Source organism: Streptomyces sp. NPDC048671, assembly GCF_055587045.1.
Window position 1 is genome coordinate 126,137 of record NZ_JBVJHB010000008.1, and the last position, 17,177, is coordinate 143,313.

Annotated in this window: 17 protein-coding genes; 8 read left to right on the forward strand and 9 right to left on the reverse strand. The window is 67.7% G+C overall.

Features of this window, described 5'->3' with window-relative positions; all coding sequences use genetic code 11:
* Window positions 1–122: 122 nt before the first annotated feature.
* The 5 genes from ACZ6S6_RS17510 (at window position 123) to trxA (ending at window position 5,019) form a co-directional block, all read left to right on the forward strand.
* Entirely contained in the window at window positions 123–1,841 is a 1,719-nt protein-coding gene (locus ACZ6S6_RS17510) for a protein kinase family protein (RefSeq protein ID WP_469706148.1), read from the forward strand.
* 78 nt (window positions 1,842–1,919) lie between these two features.
* Window positions 1,920–2,624, forward strand: coding sequence for an RNA polymerase sigma factor SigM (gene sigM, locus ACZ6S6_RS17515; RefSeq protein ID WP_469706149.1), 705 nt, complete (start codon window positions 1,920–1,922; stop codon window positions 2,622–2,624).
* On the forward strand, window positions 2,621–3,547 hold the full coding sequence (locus tag ACZ6S6_RS17520; RefSeq protein WP_469706150.1) for an anti-sigma factor family protein: 927 nt from the start codon (window positions 2,621–2,623) through the stop codon (window positions 3,545–3,547). The genes sigM and ACZ6S6_RS17520 overlap by 4 nt, the downstream gene beginning before the upstream one ends.
* A gap of 133 nt (window positions 3,548–3,680) precedes the next feature.
* Complete coding sequence (trxB, locus tag ACZ6S6_RS17525) at window positions 3,681–4,643, forward strand: thioredoxin-disulfide reductase (protein ID WP_362953284.1); 963 nt, start codon at window positions 3,681–3,683, stop codon at window positions 4,641–4,643.
* A gap of 43 nt (window positions 4,644–4,686) precedes the next feature.
* Window positions 4,687–5,019, forward strand: coding sequence for a thioredoxin (gene trxA, locus ACZ6S6_RS17530; protein WP_123460444.1), 333 nt, complete (start codon window positions 4,687–4,689; stop codon window positions 5,017–5,019).
* Between the two features lie 80 nt (window positions 5,020–5,099).
* Here trxA and ACZ6S6_RS17535 read toward each other — a convergent pair whose 3' ends face one another.
* From ACZ6S6_RS17535 to rpmH, 9 genes are all read right to left on the reverse strand, one after another.
* A complete protein-coding gene (locus ACZ6S6_RS17535) occupies window positions 5,100–5,717 on the reverse strand; it encodes a GNAT family N-acetyltransferase (protein WP_469706151.1) in 618 nt (205 codons plus the stop codon).
* Between the two features lie 200 nt (window positions 5,718–5,917).
* Window positions 5,918–7,009 (reverse strand): ParB/RepB/Spo0J family partition protein, encoded by a 1,092-nt coding sequence (locus ACZ6S6_RS17540; RefSeq protein WP_362953286.1) that lies wholly within the window; start codon window positions 7,007–7,009, stop codon window positions 5,918–5,920.
* Window positions 7,006–8,082, reverse strand: a complete 1,077-nt coding sequence (locus ACZ6S6_RS17545) for a ParA family protein (protein ID WP_362953412.1) — start codon at window positions 8,080–8,082, stop codon at window positions 7,006–7,008. Before ACZ6S6_RS17545 ends, ACZ6S6_RS17540 begins: the two co-directional genes overlap by 4 nt.
* 292 nt (window positions 8,083–8,374) lie before the next feature.
* Window positions 8,375–9,091 carry a 16S rRNA (guanine(527)-N(7))-methyltransferase RsmG gene (rsmG, locus tag ACZ6S6_RS17550; RefSeq protein ID WP_362953287.1) on the reverse strand — a complete coding sequence of 239 codons (717 nt, stop codon included), beginning with the start codon at window positions 9,089–9,091 and terminating at the stop codon, window positions 8,375–8,377.
* Window positions 9,092–9,200: 109 nt separating this feature from the next.
* Window positions 9,201–9,710: a Jag family protein gene (locus ACZ6S6_RS17555; protein WP_145764517.1), complete on the reverse strand. Its 510-nt coding sequence runs from the start codon at window positions 9,708–9,710 to the stop codon at window positions 9,201–9,203.
* Between the two features lie 14 nt (window positions 9,711–9,724).
* Entirely contained in the window at window positions 9,725–10,987 is a 1,263-nt protein-coding gene (gene yidC / locus ACZ6S6_RS17560; RefSeq protein WP_362953288.1) for a membrane protein insertase YidC, read from the reverse strand.
* Between the two features lie 3 nt (window positions 10,988–10,990).
* Window positions 10,991–11,350: a membrane protein insertion efficiency factor YidD gene (gene yidD, locus ACZ6S6_RS17565; protein WP_073733242.1), complete on the reverse strand. Its 360-nt coding sequence runs from the start codon at window positions 11,348–11,350 to the stop codon at window positions 10,991–10,993.
* Window positions 11,347–11,718, reverse strand: a complete 372-nt coding sequence (gene rnpA, locus ACZ6S6_RS17570) for a ribonuclease P protein component (RefSeq protein ID WP_362953289.1) — start codon at window positions 11,716–11,718, stop codon at window positions 11,347–11,349. Before rnpA ends, yidD begins: the two co-directional genes overlap by 4 nt.
* A gap of 21 nt (window positions 11,719–11,739) precedes the next feature.
* Window positions 11,740–11,877 (reverse strand): 50S ribosomal protein L34, encoded by a 138-nt coding sequence (gene rpmH / locus ACZ6S6_RS17575; protein ID WP_362953290.1) that lies wholly within the window; start codon window positions 11,875–11,877, stop codon window positions 11,740–11,742.
* A 381-nt stretch (window positions 11,878–12,258) separates the two neighbouring features.
* Here rpmH and dnaA point away from each other — a divergent pair, with 381 nt between their 5' ends.
* From dnaA to gnd, 3 genes are all read left to right on the forward strand, one after another.
* The gene (dnaA, locus tag ACZ6S6_RS17580) at window positions 12,259–14,055 is read left to right on the forward strand and encodes a chromosomal replication initiator protein DnaA (protein WP_362953291.1); all 1,797 of its coding nucleotides are present in this window, start codon (window positions 12,259–12,261) and stop codon (window positions 14,053–14,055) included.
* Between the two features lie 976 nt (window positions 14,056–15,031).
* Complete coding sequence (gene dnaN / locus ACZ6S6_RS17585) at window positions 15,032–16,162, forward strand: DNA polymerase III subunit beta (protein ID WP_362953413.1); 1,131 nt, start codon at window positions 15,032–15,034, stop codon at window positions 16,160–16,162.
* A gap of 131 nt (window positions 16,163–16,293) precedes the next feature.
* Window positions 16,294–17,172 carry a phosphogluconate dehydrogenase (NAD(+)-dependent, decarboxylating) gene (gene gnd / locus ACZ6S6_RS17590; protein WP_362953292.1) on the forward strand — a complete coding sequence of 293 codons (879 nt, stop codon included), beginning with the start codon at window positions 16,294–16,296 and terminating at the stop codon, window positions 17,170–17,172.
* The last annotated feature ends 5 nt before the right edge of the window (window positions 17,173–17,177 follow it).

The following is a 17,177-nucleotide window of genomic DNA, read 5'->3' on the forward strand; positions in this document are numbered from 1 at the left end:
CCGGCCCGCACAACCATCGCCGGTCCCCGCGTGTCGTGCATGGTGCCGGAGTATGGGCACAATTGGCGTGACTGTGCAGAGCTGGCTGGCATCGCGCAACGGATGGGGAGGCAGGAACGACGGTGGCGGAACGTAGCACGGCTGCCGTTGACGTGGCCGACAACAGCGGTGACGAGCCGCTGTCCGCCAAGGCGGACGAGGCCACGACCGACGGCACGGCAGAAGCCCAGGATTCAACGGACGCAGGCCCCCAGGAAGCGGTGGAGGAGCCGACAGGCTCCGATGGCGCCGCGTCGGCCCCCGACCTGCACAGCGGTCACAAACTTGCCGGGCGCTACCGGCTGGAGGAGTGCGTCACCCGTCTGGACGGGTTCAGCAGCTGGCGCGCAGTCGACGAGAAACTGCGCCGCGCGGTGGGCGTCCATCTCCTTCCCGCCGACCACCCGCGGGCCCGCTCCGTGCTGGCCGCGGCCCGTTCCTCCGCACTGCTCGGCGACCCCCGCTTCGTACAGGTCCTCGACGCCGTGGAGGAGAACGACCTCGTCTACGTCGTCCACGAGTGGCTTCCGGACGCCACCGAGCTCACCGCCCTGCTGGGCGCGGGCCCGATGGACGCTCATGACGCGTACCAGCTCGTCAGCCAGATCTCCCAGGCCATGGCGGCCGCACACCGTGAGGGGCTGGCCCATCTGAGGCTCACTCCCGGAGCGGTGCTGCGCAGCTCTTCCGGTCAGTACCGGATCCGCGGCCTCGCGGTGAACGCCGCGCTGCGGGGCATCACCTCCGAAAGTCCCCAGCGCGCCGACACCGAAGCCATCGGCGCCCTGCTCTACGCCGCGCTCACCCAGCGCTGGCCGTACGAGAGCGACGCCTACGGCCTCACCGGGCTCCCCAAGGGTGTCGGCCTGATCGCACCCGACCAGGTGCGCGCCGGGGTCCACCGCGGTCTCTCCGAGATCGCCATGCGGGCGCTCGCCAACGACGGAGCCACGGCCTCCCGCCAGGAGCAGCCGTGCACCACCCCGGACGAGCTCGCAAGGGCCGTCGCGGCGATGCCACGCATCCGCCCGCCCGAGCCCACGTTCACCGCACCGCCCGAGTACCAGCGGACCACGTACCAGCAGGGCACCTACGGCCGCCCGGCCGGGCCCGGCGTCCCGCCCACCCAGTCCGTGCACGCCATACCGCCCGCCCCGCTCCAGAGCCGCACGGGCAAGGCGCTCAAGTGGGCCGTGTCCGCGCTGCTCATCGCCGCACTGGGCCTCGGCAGCTGGCAGCTCGCCGAGACCCTCCTGGGCCGGGACAACAACTCGGATGACCCCGGCACCACACAGACCAGCCCGAAGAACGGTGACGAAGTCGCGCCGCCGCCTGCCGTGCCCCTGCGGATCACCGATGCGGCGGAGTTCATGCCCAGCGGGTCCGGGATCAAGCAGGAGGCCGTACCGAACGCGATCGACGGCAAGCCGGGCACCGCGTGGATCACCCCGCGCTACCAGGGCTACGCGAATTTCGGCAACCTCCCCTCCCGCAAGGACGGCAGCGGCATCATCGTTGACCTGGGGAGTGTGAAGGACGTCTCGGGCATCGACATCGCCATGTACCGCAGCGGGCAGAAGGCCGAGGTGCTGGCGGCCGACAAGAGTGCCTCCGCACCCTCGTCCCTCGCGGACTTCCCGCAGCGCCTCACCCAGCTCAAAACGGCGGGAAGCAGCCTCAAGGAAACCCTCACCAAGCCGGTGCGGACCCGCTACGTCCTCATCCACATCACTGAGCTCCCGTCGGACGACACCGGCAGCGGCTACCGCGGGGGCATCTCGGAGATCTCAGTTCTCGGCTGACCGCCTCTGCCCCTCCCCCTCCCCACGGGAACCGTGATAGACAGACGCACCTTGACTCAGAGAGGGAGGGAGGGGGAGGTGGCCGCCGAGCCGTCCGGACAACTCAGCGACTCAGACCTCCTCGCTCGCCATGTAGCCGGCGAACCCGACGCCTTCGGCGAGCTTGTCAGGCGTCATCGCGACCGGCTGTGGGCCGTGGCTCTGCGAACGCTGGGCGACCGCGAGGAGGCGGCCGACGCCGTGCAGGACGCCCTGGTCTCCGCCTTCCGCGCCGCCCACACCTTCCGCGGCCAGTCCGCCGTCACCACCTGGCTGCACCGCATCACCGTCAACGCCTGTCTCGACCGGGTCCGCAAGGCATCCTCACGGAAGACCTCGCCCGTCAACGAACCGGAGCGGCTCGACCAGCTTCTGGAACCGCACGAGTCCGCCGAGGCCCCGGCCGTACGGCAGGACCTGCACCGCGAACTGTTCGCGGCCCTCGCCACCCTCCCCGCAGAGCAGCGCGCGGCACTCGTCCTCGTCGATATGCAGGGGTACCCGGTGGCAGAGGCCGGTCGCATCCTCGACGTGCCGGTCGGCACCGTGAAGAGCCGCTGCGCCCGAGGACGCGCCCGGCTGGCCCCACTGCTCACACACCTCCGCACCGGGAACGGGGACAGCGATGACCGGAGCGTGGAAAGGAACCGGACGGCGAGAGCATCCGTCCCACCGGCAGCGGAGCCAAGAGACGCGGGAACGAGCGATCCAGCTGGAGTGAAGGGCGGAGGTGGGCGCACATGACATCGACGACTGACACGACCCAGCACCCGGACGTCTCGGAGATCTCCGACCTCGCCGAAGGCGTGCTCTCACCGTCGCGCACAGCGGATGTCCGCCGGCACGTGGACGGCTGCGAGCTCTGCTCCGACGTCCAGGCGTCGCTGGAGGAGATTCGCGATCTGCTGGGCTCCATGCCTGCTCCACAGCCCATGCCCGTCGATATAGCGGACCGCATCGACGCCGCGCTGGCTGACGAAGCCCGTGCCGTTTCCGACGCGGAGGCAGATGTTTCACGTGAAACAGAGCATGCCGCCACGGTGCAGGACCTCGCGGACCGCCCCGCCGGACATTCACGTGCCGCCACCGGTCCCGGCCGCCGGTCGGTGCGGCGACGCCGCCGCACGGCGGTACTCGGCACCGCACTGGGCGCCGCCGCGGTCGGCGTGAGTGTCTTCCTGCTGCAGAACGTCTCCTCGTCCCAGAACTCCGCCGACCTCAGTGCCGCAGACCGCGGGGCCGACGCCTCGAAGGCAAGCTCGCAGACGTTCTCGCAGTCCACGCTCGAAGAGCGTGTCCACAGTCTCCTGAGCTCCCGCACGGACCCGTCGAGCCCAAAGGAGTCGGCCGGCGCGAACCAGGCCCCGTCCGTCGATACGAAGTCCTCGCCGAAGACCGCACCGCCCGGCTCCGCATCACCGCAGACGCCGCTCCGTGCCCCCGTCGTGCCCGTCCCTTCCTGCGTTGAGCAGGGCATAGGGCGGGACGCCACCGCCCTTGCCATCGAGAAGGGCACCTACGAAGGCACGGACGCCTTCCTCGTTGTCCTTCCTCACCCCACCGATACGAGCCGCGTCGAGGCCTATGTCATCGATGCGGCATGCGTCGGTGCGGACCCTGCGGCCAAGGGGAAGCTCCTGCTGACACACGCCTACGTCCGCCCCTGAGCATCACGCTCGGGGCCGCTCCGGCACGTCGGGAATGCATCACCCGTAGGATCCGTTGGGTGGGGTGAGAGTCGTTGAACCGACCCCAGTAGGCGTGGACAGTAGGCAGTCTGCAGAGACGAGGAAGAAACCCGTGAGCGACGTGCGTAATGTGATCATCATCGGCTCTGGCCCCGCGGGCTACACAGCCGCCCTCTACACCGCGCGCGCCTCGCTGAAGCCGCTGGTCTTCGAGGGTGCCGTCACCGCCGGTGGCGCGCTGATGAACACGACCGACGTGGAGAACTTCCCCGGTTTCCAGGACGGAATCATGGGCCCGGAGCTCATGGACAACATGCGCGCCCAGTCCGAGCGGTTCGGTGCCGAGCTCGTCCCGGACGATGTGGTCTCCGTCGACCTCACCGGTGACATCAAGACCGTCACCGACACGGCGGGCACGGTACACCGCGCCAAGGCCGTCATCATCACCACCGGCTCGCAGCACCGCAAGCTCGGTCTGCCCAACGAGGACGCCCTCTCCGGACGCGGCGTCTCCTGGTGCGCGACCTGTGACGGGTTCTTCTTCAAGGACCAGGACATCGCCGTGGTCGGCGGCGGTGACACCGCGATGGAGGAGGCCACATTCCTCTCCCGCTTCGCCAAGTCGGTCACCATCGTCCACCGCCGCGACTCGCTGCGTGCCTCCAAGGCCATGCAGGACCGCGCCTTCGCGGACCCGAAGATCAAGTTCGCCTGGGACAGCGAGGTCGCCGGGGTGCACGGCGAGCAGAAGCTCTCCGGTCTGACCCTGCGCAACACCAAGACCGGTGAGACCTCCGAGCTCCCCGTGACCGGCCTGTTCATCGCAGTCGGCCACGACCCGCGCACCGAGCTCTTCAAGGGGCAGCTCGACCTGGACGACGAGGGCTACCTCAAGGTCGAGGCGCCCTCGACGCGCACCAACCTCACCGGTGTCTTCGGCGCCGGCGATGTCGTCGACCACACCTACCGGCAGGCCATCACCGCTGCCGGCACCGGCTGCTCCGCCGCACTCGACGCCGAGCGCTTCCTTGCCGCGCTCGCCGACGGCGAGAAGGCTGCCGCAGCAACCGTCTGATCCAAGCCTCACCCCACACCCCCGCGAAGTTAAGGAGGCCGCCGTGGCCGGCGCGCTGAAGAACGTGACTGACGACTCGTTCGACGAGGTCGTCCTGAAGAGCGACAAGCCCGTGCTGGTGGACTTCTGGGCCGCCTGGTGCGGTCCGTGCCGCCAGATCGCCCCCTCTCTGGAGGCCATCGCGGCTGAGCACGGCGACCGGATCGAGATCGTCAAGCTCAACATCGACGAGAACCCGGCCACCGCTGCCAAGTACGGCGTCATGTCCATCCCGACGCTGAACGTCTACCAGGGCGGCGAGGTCGCCAAGACCATCGTGGGCGCCAAGCCGAAGGCCGCGATCCTCCGCGACCTGGATGCCTTCATCACCGAGTAAGGCAGTACCGCCGTCCGATGTTTCACGTGAAACGGGCCCACCCCCGAGGGGTGGGCCCGTTTCACGTTGGCACCGACGAATCACAGCGGTCGCAGCACCGGCTCCTTCTTGACCGCACCCAGCAGCCGGTCCAGGGCCAGCTCGACATCTTCCTTCCACGAAAGCGTCGTACGCAGCTCCAGCCTCAGCCGCGGGTGAGACGGATGCGTTCGTACGGTCTTGAAGCCCACTGCCAGCAGATGATCCGCGGGCAGCACACAGGCAGGCTCTTTCCAGCGGGCGTCCCCGAACGCCTCGATGGCCTTGAATCCGCGACTGAGCAGATCCTTGGCGACGGTCTGCACCATGACCCGGCCGAGACCCTGCCCCTGGTATCCCGGCAGGATCAAGGCAGTCATCAGCTGGACGGCATCGGGGGAGACGGGGCTGGTCGGAAACGACGCAGCCCGGGGGACGTAAGCCGGCGGTGCATAGAGAACGAAGCCGACCGGAACATCATCGACATAGACAACGCGCCCGCAGCATCCCCACTCCAGCAGGACACCGGAGATCCAGGCCTCCTTCTCCGCCCCGGGCCGGCCGGCCTTGACCGCGGCTGCCCCACGCACCGGATCAAGTTCCCAGAACACACATGAACGGCAGCGTTCGGGAAGATCGGCAAGGTTGTCCAGCGTGAGCGGTGCGAGCCGACGCCCCATGAAGGCTGTTCCTCACTTCCCTCGCCCGCCGCATCGCCTGCGACGGTCGGTGCACTCCGTTCGCGGAGATGGACCAACTGGATGTGGCCTACCAGAACGCATCGTATCCACCACGGGATCAAGCTGACACCGAGAGAAAGCAAAGGGCGGGCTGTGTTCCGTCCTTCCGGAACACAGCCCGCCCAGCGTCACTCAGGACGTCAGCTCTCGTCGTCCTCTGCCGGCTCATCCGACGGGCTGCGGTCCAGCACACGGCCCTCACCGGGCGCGAGACTGCCGAGAATGCGGTCCAGATCCTCCATCGAGGCGAACTCGACGACGATCTTTCCCTTCTTCTGTCCGAGATCGACCTTCACTCGGGTCTCGAAGCGGTCCGAGAGCCTGGAGGCCAGATCGGACAGCGCCGGCGACAGCCGACCGCCCGCCCGGGGCCCCTTGGCCTTGGAGGCGCTCGTGGGCCTGGAGCCCATCAGCGTCACGATCTCCTCGACCGCACGCACCGAGAGCCCTTCGGCCACGATGCGATGCGCCAGCTTGTCCTGCTCCTCGGAGTCGTCCACCGACAGCAGCGCACGCGCATGTCCTGCCGAGAGCACCCCGGCCGCGACCCTTCGCTGCACCGGAGGCGACAGCCTCAGCAGACGCAAGGTGTTGGACACCTGCGGCCGCGACCGCCCGATGCGGTCGGCCAGCTGGTCATGCGTGCACTTGAATTCCTTGAGCAGCTGGTCGTACGCCGCCGCCTCTTCCAACGGGTTGAGCTGAGCCCGGTGCAGGTTCTCCAGGAGCGCGTCGAGAAGCAGCTTCTCGTCGTCCGTTGCCCGGACGATGGACGGGATCCGCTCAAGACCGGCTTCACGGCAGGCCCTCCAGCGCCGCTCGCCCATGATGAGCTCGAAGCGCTCGGGCCCGGTCTGCCGTACGACGACAGGCTGGAGAAGACCCACCTCCTTGATGGAGGTGACCAACTCGGCAAGCGCGTCCTCGTCGAATACCTCTCGGGGCTGACGAGGGTTCGGCGTGATGGAGTCGAGAAGGATCTCCGCGAAGAAAGCACCCGCCACCTCGCTCGGCCCGCCCGCTCCGCTCGGCTCCGAAACAGGCGCACTCGGCTCCGGCACCACCCCGAGCGTGGTCACCTTGGCAGCAGCCACTCCGCGCTCGGCCGTCATGACCGGAACCGTCCCGGAAGAAGACGCACCAGCGCCCGCGGACGGCACCTGCTTCTCCTGCGGAGCGGCGGGGATCAGGGCACCGAGCCCTCGCCCCAACCCTCTACGACGCTCACTCACTGGATCCCCTCCGAAGTGTTCTGCTGGCTGTTCCGACTGCCCGTGTGGGCTTGCTGCGCCTCGTACTGCAACCCCACCCCGCGCAGAGCGATCTCACGTGCCGCCTCAAGATACGACAGGGAGCCGCTGGAGCCGGGGTCATAGGTGAGTACGGTCTGCCCGTAGCTCGGCGCCTCGGAGATCCGCACAGAGCGCGGAATGCTGGTGCGCAGCACCTCCTTGCCGAAGTGGGTGCGCACCTCCTCCGCGACCTGAGACGCGAGCCTGGTGCGGCCGTCGTACATGGTGAGCAGGATCGTCGACACATGGAGGTCGGGGTTGAGGTGTCCCCGTACCAGGTCGACGTTGCGCAGTAGCTGCCCAAGCCCTTCCAGCGCGTAGTACTCGCACTGAATCGGGATCAGCACCTCGGCGCCGGCCACCAGGGCGTTGACCGTGAGGAGACCGAGTGAGGGCGGGCAGTCGATGAGGATGTAGTCCAGCGGCTGCTCGTAGGCCTGGATCGCCCGCTGGAGTCGACTCTCCCGCGCCACCAGCGACACCAGCTCAATCTCCGCACCGGCGAGATCGATGGTCGCTGGGGCGCAGAAGAGACCTTCGACGTCCGGGACGGGCTGGACCACGTCGGAGAGCGGCTTGCTCTCCACCAGAACGTCGTAGATCGAGGGGACCTCGGCATGGTGGTCGATCCCCAGTGCCGTAGAGGCGTTCCCCTGCGGGTCCAGGTCGACCACCAGAACACGAGCACCGTGAAGGGCAAGTGACGCGGCAAGGTTGACCGTCGAGGTGGTCTTACCCACCCCGCCCTTCTGATTGGCCACCACCATGACGCGTGTCTGGTCAGGCCGCGGCAGCCCATCGCCGGCGCGGCCGAGGGCCTCTACCGCCAGCTGGGCCGCGCGACCGATGGGTGTGTCGTCCATCGGTGGCGGTGTTTCACGTGAAACACCGTCCACCGCCGATTCGGATCGGGGGCCGGGGACCGGATCGGTCATCGGTCCCGCGATGTTGGCGTCGGACCGCAAGGATTCACTCTCCTCGACTTCAGGCTCGCAATGAGCAGAGCCTGCCATGCTTTCGGGGTCGCGAACCAGCGAGGCCCGCTCTTCTGTGGATGAATCCACTTCTGTGGACAACTCCGTAGCCCTAACGGGCCTGCGATGGCGAGGCGCGGCAGCCGCACGACCGCGGCTGATAATTCCATGCAGCAGAGAGCGACGTTTCACGTGAAACACGATGCCCCTGCAGCGTAGCTACAGGGGCACGACACTCCGCGCGGGGTACGTACAGCTCCCCACGCGAAGCATCATCGATACACGCACCAAACGGTGCGTAACGGTCATGCGCTCAGCGTGATCGGCCGAATCAGCGGCGGCGGCGCGTCCGGCTGACCCTCGCGGCCTTGGCCCTCTTTGCGGCGAACCTCACACCACCCGGGCTCTCACCCACCACCACACGCACCACGGTGGACAGCGGATCGACGATGCCCTCGCCCACATGCAGCACCTCGGTCTCCAGCACACCGAGCTTGCTCAGCGCCGCCCGCGCGCCGTTGATCTCTCCCTCGGCGGCATCGCCCTTGAGGGCCAGCATCTCGCCGTACGGACGGAGCAGTGGCACTCCCCAGCCCGCCAAGCGGTCCAGCGGGGCCACCGCCCGAGCCGTCACCACATGGACCGGCTGGAGCGTCCCCAGCACCTCCTCGGCCCGGCCACGGACGACCGTCACATGGTCCAGCCCCAGGAGCTCGACGACCTCCTGAAGGAAATTCGTCCGCCGCAGCAACGGCTCAAGCAGGGTGATCTTCAGATCCGGCCGCACGAGCGCCAGCGGAATCCCCGGAAGCCCGGCGCCCGAGCCCACATCGCAGACCGTGACGCCGTCCGGGACTACCTCGGAGAGCACCGCACAGTTCAGCAGGTGCCTCTCCCACAGCCGCGGCACCTCGCGCGGACCGATCAGGCCTCGCTTGACCCCCGCATCCGCCAGCAGTTCCGCGTACCGGACGGCCTCAGGAAAGCACTCACCGAATACCTCCCGGGCCTCTTCGGGCGCCTGGGGAAGCTCTACTTCCTCCGTCACGGGAACCGTCCTTCCATACCGCACTAACCGCACCATGGGTGGCTGACTATCAGGCTGACAAAGATCGGCCCCGCCTGCGAACAGACGGGGCCGACAGGAGAAAGGCCGGTCAGGCCGGAAGGACGACGACGAAGCGCTGCGGCTCCTCGCCCTCCGATTCGCTGCGCAGACCTGCGGCCGCGACCGCATCGTGCACAACCTTGCGCTCGAACGGTGTCATCGGATCCAGCTTCACCGGCTCACCGGAGTTCTTGACCTCGTCCGCGGCCTTGGCACCCAGCTCGGCAAGCTCCGTGCGCTTCTGCGCCCGGAAACCCGCGATGTCGAGCATCAGACGGCTCCGGTCACCGGTCTCCCGGTGCACGGCCAGCCGCGTCAGCTCCTGGAGCGCCTCCAGCACCTCACCGTCGCGGCCCACGAGCTTCTGCAGTTCACGTGCCGACTCGCTGATGATCGAGACCGCGGCCCGGTCAGCCTCGACGTCCATGTCGATGTCGCCGTCGAGATCGGCGATGTCGAGCAGGCCCTCAAGGTAGTCCGCTGCGATCTCCCCTTCCTGCTCAAGGCGGGTCAAGGTGTCGCTTCCCTCAGCGGCCGTGGAGATGGTGCCTTCCGTCACGGATGGACTCCTTCTTACTTCTTGGACGGGTGCTTGGGCCGCTGCGGGCCCTTGCGCTGTCCGGACTTGGCTTGGCGTGAGGCGCCGGACGCGGGCTTGCCCGCCGGCTTGGGCTTGTCGTCCTGCGGCGCATTCTTCTGCAGGGAGGTCGTGGGCTCCGACTCGCTGGAGTCGGTGTCCTTGGCCCCGCCCTGCTGACCTGCACCGGTATGACGCTTCGCCTTGGTCTGGCGCTTGGGCTGCTGACGCCGCTGCGCGGCTGCGCCCTCGGCGTCGGCCACAGCGGTGTCGCTCTTCTGCACCGTGCCGTCCTCCTGGGCGGCGAGGCCGAGCTTGGCCAGTCCCGTGATGAACTTCCGCTCGATGTCATTGCGGTCCGGGCCCTTGGACACGATCCGCTTGACCGTATTGCGCTTGGTCCTGCCGCGCACCTCACCGTGGGCGGTGACGCTCTTCAGCAGACGCCCCAGGTACTGGTCCTGCGCCTTGCTGCCCGGCGTCGGGTTCTGGTTGATCACGTACATCTGCTGACCCATGGTCCAGACGTTGGTGGTCAGCCAGTAGACGAGGACACCGACGGGGAAGTTGATACCCATGACGGCGAAGATCAGCGGGAAGATGTACATCAGCATCTTCTGCTGCTGCATGTAAGGCGTCTTGACCGTCAGGTCCACGTTCTTCGTCATCAGCTGGCGCTGCGTGAAGAACTGCGAGGCCGACATCATCACGATCATGACCGCGGTGACAACCCGGACATCCACCAGCGAGGCGCCGAGCGCCTCGACCTTGTCCGCGCTGTCCATGAACTTGGCGGCCAGCGGAGCACCGAAGATATGTGCCTGACGCGCGCTGTCCAGCAGCGACTGGTCGATGACACCGATCTTCTTGTTCGACGCGATGGCCGAGAGCACGTGGTACAGAGCGAAGAAGAACGGCGACTGCGCCAGGATGGGAAGGCACGAGGACAACGGGTTGGTACCCGTCTCCTTGTACAGCTTCATCATCTCTTCGGACTGACGCTGCTTGTCGCTCTTGTAGCGCTCCTGGATCGCCTTCATCTTCGGCTGGAGCACCTGCATGTTCCGCGTCGACTTGATCTGCTTGACGAACAGCGGAACAAGACAGATACGGATCAGCACCACGAGGGACACGATGGACAGACCCCAGGCCCATCCCGTGTCGGCGCCGAAGATCGCCCCGTACAACTTGTGGAACTGGACGATGACCCAGGAAACAGGCCATGTGATGAAGCTGAACAGACTGGCAATCGTGTCCACTAATCAGGCTCCTTGAGCTTTGGGCGAAGTCTCTGCGGCCGAGCTCGGAAGATCGGTGGCCGATCCCCCGGGAGGCACATCAGCGGCGGAGTCCCCGCCCTTACCGCCGCGGAAAAGATCTCGCAGCAGTTCGTGCCAACGCGGACGTTTGCGTGGTGGTACGTAATCCACGCCGCCGGGTGACCACGGATTGCATCGCAGGATGCGCCAGGCTGTCAGCGCCGTTCCCTTGATCGCTCCGTGCCGGTCGATCGCCGTATATCCATAGTGGGAACACGACGGGTAGTAACGGCAGACAGGCCCGAGAAGTGGGCTGATAGTCCACTGGTACAGCTTGATGAGAGCCAGCAGCGGGTACTTCATCGCGCGCCCCCTCCCAGTAGCCGCTGAAGGGCGGCGTCCAGGTCTCGGGCCAGCTGTTCATGGTCGGCGTCACCCGAACCGGGCAACGCGCGTACGACAACCAGGCTACCGGGGGGCAGCAGGGCCAGTCGTTCTCGGACCAGATGGCGAAGCCTTCGCTTCACCGCTGTGCGGACGACCGCGCCACCCACGGCTTTGCTGACAACGAAACCCGCACGCGGCGGGGGAGCAGTCTCCCCAGTCACGTGCGGGTCCGTTTCACCGCTGCGTAGATGGACGACGAGTAGCGGGCGACCGGCCCGGCGTCCTCGTCGTACTGCGGTCGCGAAGTCCTCGCGCCGCCTCAGCCGATTCTCGGTAGGCAGCACGTCATGACGACCTGTACGCGATCAGGCGGACAGATTGGCGCGACCCTTGCCACGGCGGGTCGCCAGGATTGCGCGGCCGGCACGGGTCCGCATACGCAGCCGGAAGCCGTGGGTCTTCGCGCGACGACGGTTGTTCGGCTGGAAGGTGCGCTTGCTCACTCGGGGGCTCCAGAAATGATTCGTGTGTTGGCGGGACATCGCCTGGCTGTCACCGTGCGCCCACGAGAGACTCGCGTAAACGCCCTAGTGCACCGCTTCACAATCACAGATCGTGATCTTTGCCCATCGGAGGCAGGCGGCAGCAGCCATCGACAACTCGACCTGGTCACGGTACGCGCGGCTGCGCCATCCGGTCAAACCGGCCTTACGGCGACCCCCATTGTGCACAGCCTGTGGACAACGACTTGAACCGCGCGGGTCGGCCTGACTACCTTGGCCGAACCCCGGTTCTTTTTCTTCCCGCCTGCCGGTCCTCACCCATCCCGACCCATCCCGTCCCGAGAAACACACATTCGTGGGACCAGCGAGAGAGCGTGCCTTGTGGCTGACGTACCTGCCGATCTTGCCGCAGTGTGGCCACGAGTGCTGGAGCAACTCCTCGGGGAGGGCCAGCAGGGCATCGAGCCGAAGGACAAACAGTGGATCGAGCGCTGCCAGCCGCTCGCCCTGGTTGCCGACACCGCGCTGCTCGCCGTCCCCAATGAATGGGGCAAGCGGGTCCTGGAGGGCCGGCTCGCTCCGCTCATCAGCGAGACGCTGAGCCGCGAGTGCGGCCGCCCGATCCGGATCGCGATCACGGTCGACGACTCCGCGGGCGAGCCGCCGAACCCGCCGGCGCCCCCGATGCACCAGTCCCAGCAGCAGCACCGCTACCAGGGGCCGCAGCACGACGAGCGGCAGCACAACGACTCCTACGACGGCTACGGCCACCGGCCCTCGGACGACGGCATGCCGACCGCCCGGCCCGCCTACCCCGACTACCAGCAGCAGCGCCCCGAGCCCGGCGCCTGGCCCCGTACCCAGGAGGACCTCTCCTGGCAGCAGCCCCGGCTCGGCGGATTCCAGGACCGCGACACCTCCGGCGAGCACTGGCGCGAGCCCTACGGGGGCGGCCGCTCCCAGCAGCAGCCGCAGCACGACTACCGCCAGCAGCCTCCCGAGCGCCAGGGCTACGAGTCCCAGCGGCCCGAGCGCCACGACATGCAGGAGCCCCAGCACCGGCAGGGCGGCGGTACCGGCCGGCCCGGCGGGGTCCCGGGGCCGATGGGCGCGCAGCCCTCGCCCGCACCGGGCCCCGGGGAGCCGCACGCCCGGCTGAATCCGAAGTACCTCTTCGACACCTTCGTCATCGGGGCGTCGAACCGCTTCGCGCACGCCGCGGCCGTCGCCGTGGCCGAAGCGCCCGCCAAGGCGTACAACCCGCTCTTCATCTACGGGGAGTCGGGGCTCGGCAAGACCCACCTGCTGCACGCCATCGGGCACTACGCCCGCAGCCTCTACCCGGGCACCCGGGTGCGGTACGTGAGCTCGGAGGAGTTCACCAACGAGTTCATCAACTCGATCCGCGACGGCAAGGGCGACACCTTCCGCAAGCGGTACCGCGATGTCGACATCCTGCTGGTCGACGACATCCAGTTCCTGGCGAGCAAGGAGTCGACGCAGGAGGAGTTCTTCCACACCTTCAACACGCTCCACAACGCCAACAAGCAGATCGTGCTGTCCTCGGACCGGCCGCCCAAGCAGCTGGTGACCCTGGAGGACCGGCTGCGGAATCGTTTCGAGTGGGGTCTCACCACCGATGTGCAGCCGCCGGAACTGGAGACGCGCATCGCGATCCTCCGTAAGAAGGCGGTGCAGGAGCAGCTCAACGCTCCTCCGGAGGTGCTGGAGTTCATCGCCTCCCGTATCTCGCGCAACATCCGGGAGCTGGAGGGCGCGCTCATCCGGGTAACGGCCTTCGCCAGTCTCAACCGCCAGCCGGTGGACCTCGGGCTGACCGAGATCGTCCTGAAGGACCTGATCCCGGGGGGCGAGGACTCCGCCCCGGAGATCACGGCGCCGGCCATCATGGCGGCGACCGCGGACTACTTCGGGCTGACGGTGGAGGATCTCTGCGGATCCTCGCGCAGCCGCGTGCTCGTGACGGCACGCCAGATCGCGATGTACCTGTGCCGTGAGCTGACGGACCTCTCGCTGCCCAAGATCGGCGCCCAGTTCGGCGGCCGTGACCATACGACCGTGATGCACGCCGACCGGAAGATCCGCGCGCTGATGGCGGAGCGGCGCTCCATCTACAACCAGGTCACCGAGCTCACCAACCGCATCAAGAACGGCTGACGGCCCACCACCCCGTCACACACCGCGCATCCGAGCACCGGAAGGGCGCTGCGGGACCCATGGGTCCCGCAGCGCCCTTCTCCGTTGTGCTGAGCGCCACCGGAGCCACCTGACGGGCGGCGCCGAAAGCCTCCGGAAGCGGTCCGCGAGCGTCCCGGACCGCCGTGCACGTGGTTCCCGGGGCGCCGCCGGCCGTCCCGGCTGTTCGAATACCTGCCGTGGAGAGGCCGTTCTCCACAGATCTGGGCACAATCTCCCCTCCACAGCCTGGGGATTGAAAAGTTGTCCATACTGCTTCCACAGGCACGGCAGCCGATATTCCATCAGGCCAGCTCAGAGGCCTGGGGATTTGTGGTCAACAATGATCCACAGGCTGTGGACAACTTTTTCTTCCACAGGGGGCCGTCATCGTTGTCCACCGGCGGCCCACAGGCCGGGCCTTCTTGTCCCCAGCTTCGGCGGGCTTCTCCACACCTCTGTCCACTGTTCGGCAACGTGACACCCGCTTTCACCGCACCGAGTGAAAGGCGTCACACCAAGAGGGTCGGTTGGGCTGTGGGGAAGCTGGGTAAAGCTGGGGACAGACCTGGGGAGAAACCCCCCTGCCCTGTGCACCGGTTGTGCAGAACTTTCGGGTGTCCACAGAAACCCCGGGTTGTCCACCGGTTCCGCCCACAGGGTCGGTGGACAAAAAACAGGGCCTGACCTGCGAAAACGACGTTATCCACGGTTTCCACAGGCCCTACTACTACTACTACCTCTAGTTAGCCCGGAATCCGCTTCGAAGTGGGGCCTGTGCACAACTCGGCGCCGGAGCTCCCCGAACCTGTTGTCGCGACTTGACCCCGAGCAGCACCGAGTGTCGGTGCCGTACGTCAGACTGGTCCCCGGCGTCCTCCCCCTGTCATCGGTGGAGCGACCCGACCAGACGACGAAGGCCAGCAGGGCGAGCGAGCAACAGCAGGAGGCGGTTCCGGTGAAGATCCGGGTGGAGCGCGATGTACTCGCGGAGGCTGTGGCCTGGGTGGCCCGTAGCCTCCCGGCCCGGCCGCCGGCGCCCGTTCTTGCGGGCCTTCTGCTGAAGGCCGAGGACGGAGCTCTCAGCTTCTCCAGCTTCGACTACGAGGTCTCGGCCCGGGTCTCGGTGGATGCCGAGGTCGAGGAGGACGGCACGGTGCTGGTCTCCGGCCGGCTGCTCGCCGACATCTGCCGGGCCCTGCCCAACCGTCCTGTGGAGATCTCCACAGACGGTGTACGGGCGACCGTGGCCTGCGGCTCCTCGCGATTCACACTCCACACCCTTCCTGTGGAGGAGTACCCCGCGCTGCCGCAGATGCCGACGGCGACCGGGACGGTCCCCGGCGAGGTCTTCGCCTCGGCGGCCGCCCAGGTGGCCATCGCGGCGGGCCGCGACGACACGCTGCCCGTCCTCACCGGTGTGCGCATCGAGATCGAGGGCGACACGGTCACCCTGGCCTCCACCGACCGCTACCGCTTCGCGGTCCGCGAGTTCCTCTGGAAGCCGGAGAACGCCGACGCCTCCGCCGTCGCCCTGGTGCCCGCCAAGACGCTGCTGGACACCGCCAAGGCGCTCACCAGCGGCGACACGGTCACGCTGGCGCTGTCGGGCTCCGGTGCCGGTGAGGGGCTCATCGGCTTCGAGGGCGCCGGCCGGCGGACCACCACCCGGCTGCTCGAAGGCGACCTGCCGAAGTACCGCACGCTCTTCCCGACCGAGTTCAACACGGTCGCGGTCATCGAGACCGCCCCGTTCGTCGAGGCCGTCAAGCGCGTCGCGCTGGTGGCCGAGCGGAACACCCCGGTCCGGCTCAGCTTCGAGCAGGGTGTGCTGATCCTGGAAGCGGGTTCCAGCGACGACGCACAGGCTGTGGAGCGCGTCGACGCCGTCCTGGAGGGCGACGACATCTCGATCGCCTTCAACCCGACCTTCCTGCTGGACGGTCTGAGCGCGATCGACTCCCCGGTCGCCCAGCTCTCCTTCACGACGTCCACCAAGCCCGCGCTGCTCAGCGGCCGTGCCGCCGTGGACGCCGAGGCGGATGACGCGTACAAGTACCTGATCATGCCGGTCCGCCTCTCCGGCTGATCCGGTCACCGGTCCTGTCACGGCAGGCGACGACGGGCACGCTCAGCGCCGAGCATGCCCGTCGCCCTGTCCCCGGCCGGGCGTAGGCTCGGTCCCGGGTACGAATCGGCACAACGCTTAAGGAATCTCTGATGGAGATCGGTCTCGTCGGCCTCGGCAAGATGGGCGGCAACATGCGCGAGCGCATCCGCCGCGCAGGCCACACCGTCATCGGTTACGACCGCAACGCGGACGTCGCCGATGTCCACAGCCTCGAAGAGCTCGTGGGCAAGCTGAAGGGCCCCCGGGTCGTATGGGTGATGGTGCCGGCCGGCGCCGCGACCCAGTCCACGATCGACGAGCTGGCCGAGCTGCTGTCGGCCGGTGACATCGTCGTGGACGGCGGGAACTCCCGCTGGACCGACGACGAGAAGCACGCGGTCGAGCTCGGCATCAAGGGCATCGGCTTCGTCGACTGCGGCGTCTCCGGCGGTGTCTGGGGCCTGGAGAACGGCTACGCGCTGATGTACGGCGGCGACGCCGAGAACGTCGCGAAGGTCCAGCCGGTCTTCGACGCGCTGAAGCCCGAGGGTGACTTCGGTTCCGTGCACGCGGGCAAGGTCGGCGCCGGCCACTTCGCGAAGATGGTTCACAACGGCATCGAGTACGCCATGATGCAGGCCTACGCCGAGGGCTGGGAGCTCCTGGAGAAGGTCGACTCCGTCACCGATGTGCGCGAGGTCTTCCGCTCCTGGCAGGAGGGCACGGTCATCCGTTCCTGGCTGCTCGACCTGGCGGTCAACGCGCTGGACGACGACGAGCACCTGGACCAGCTCCGCGGTTTCGCCGCCGACTCCGGCGAGGGCCGGTGGACGGTGGAGGCCGCGATCGACAACGCGGTGCCGCTGCCCGCGATCACCGCGTCGCTCTTCGCCCGGTTCGCCTCGCGCCAGGACGACTCCCCCCAGATGAAGATGATCGCCGCGCTGCGCAACCAGTTCGGTGGCCACGCGGTCGAGAACAAGAAGTAGCAGCG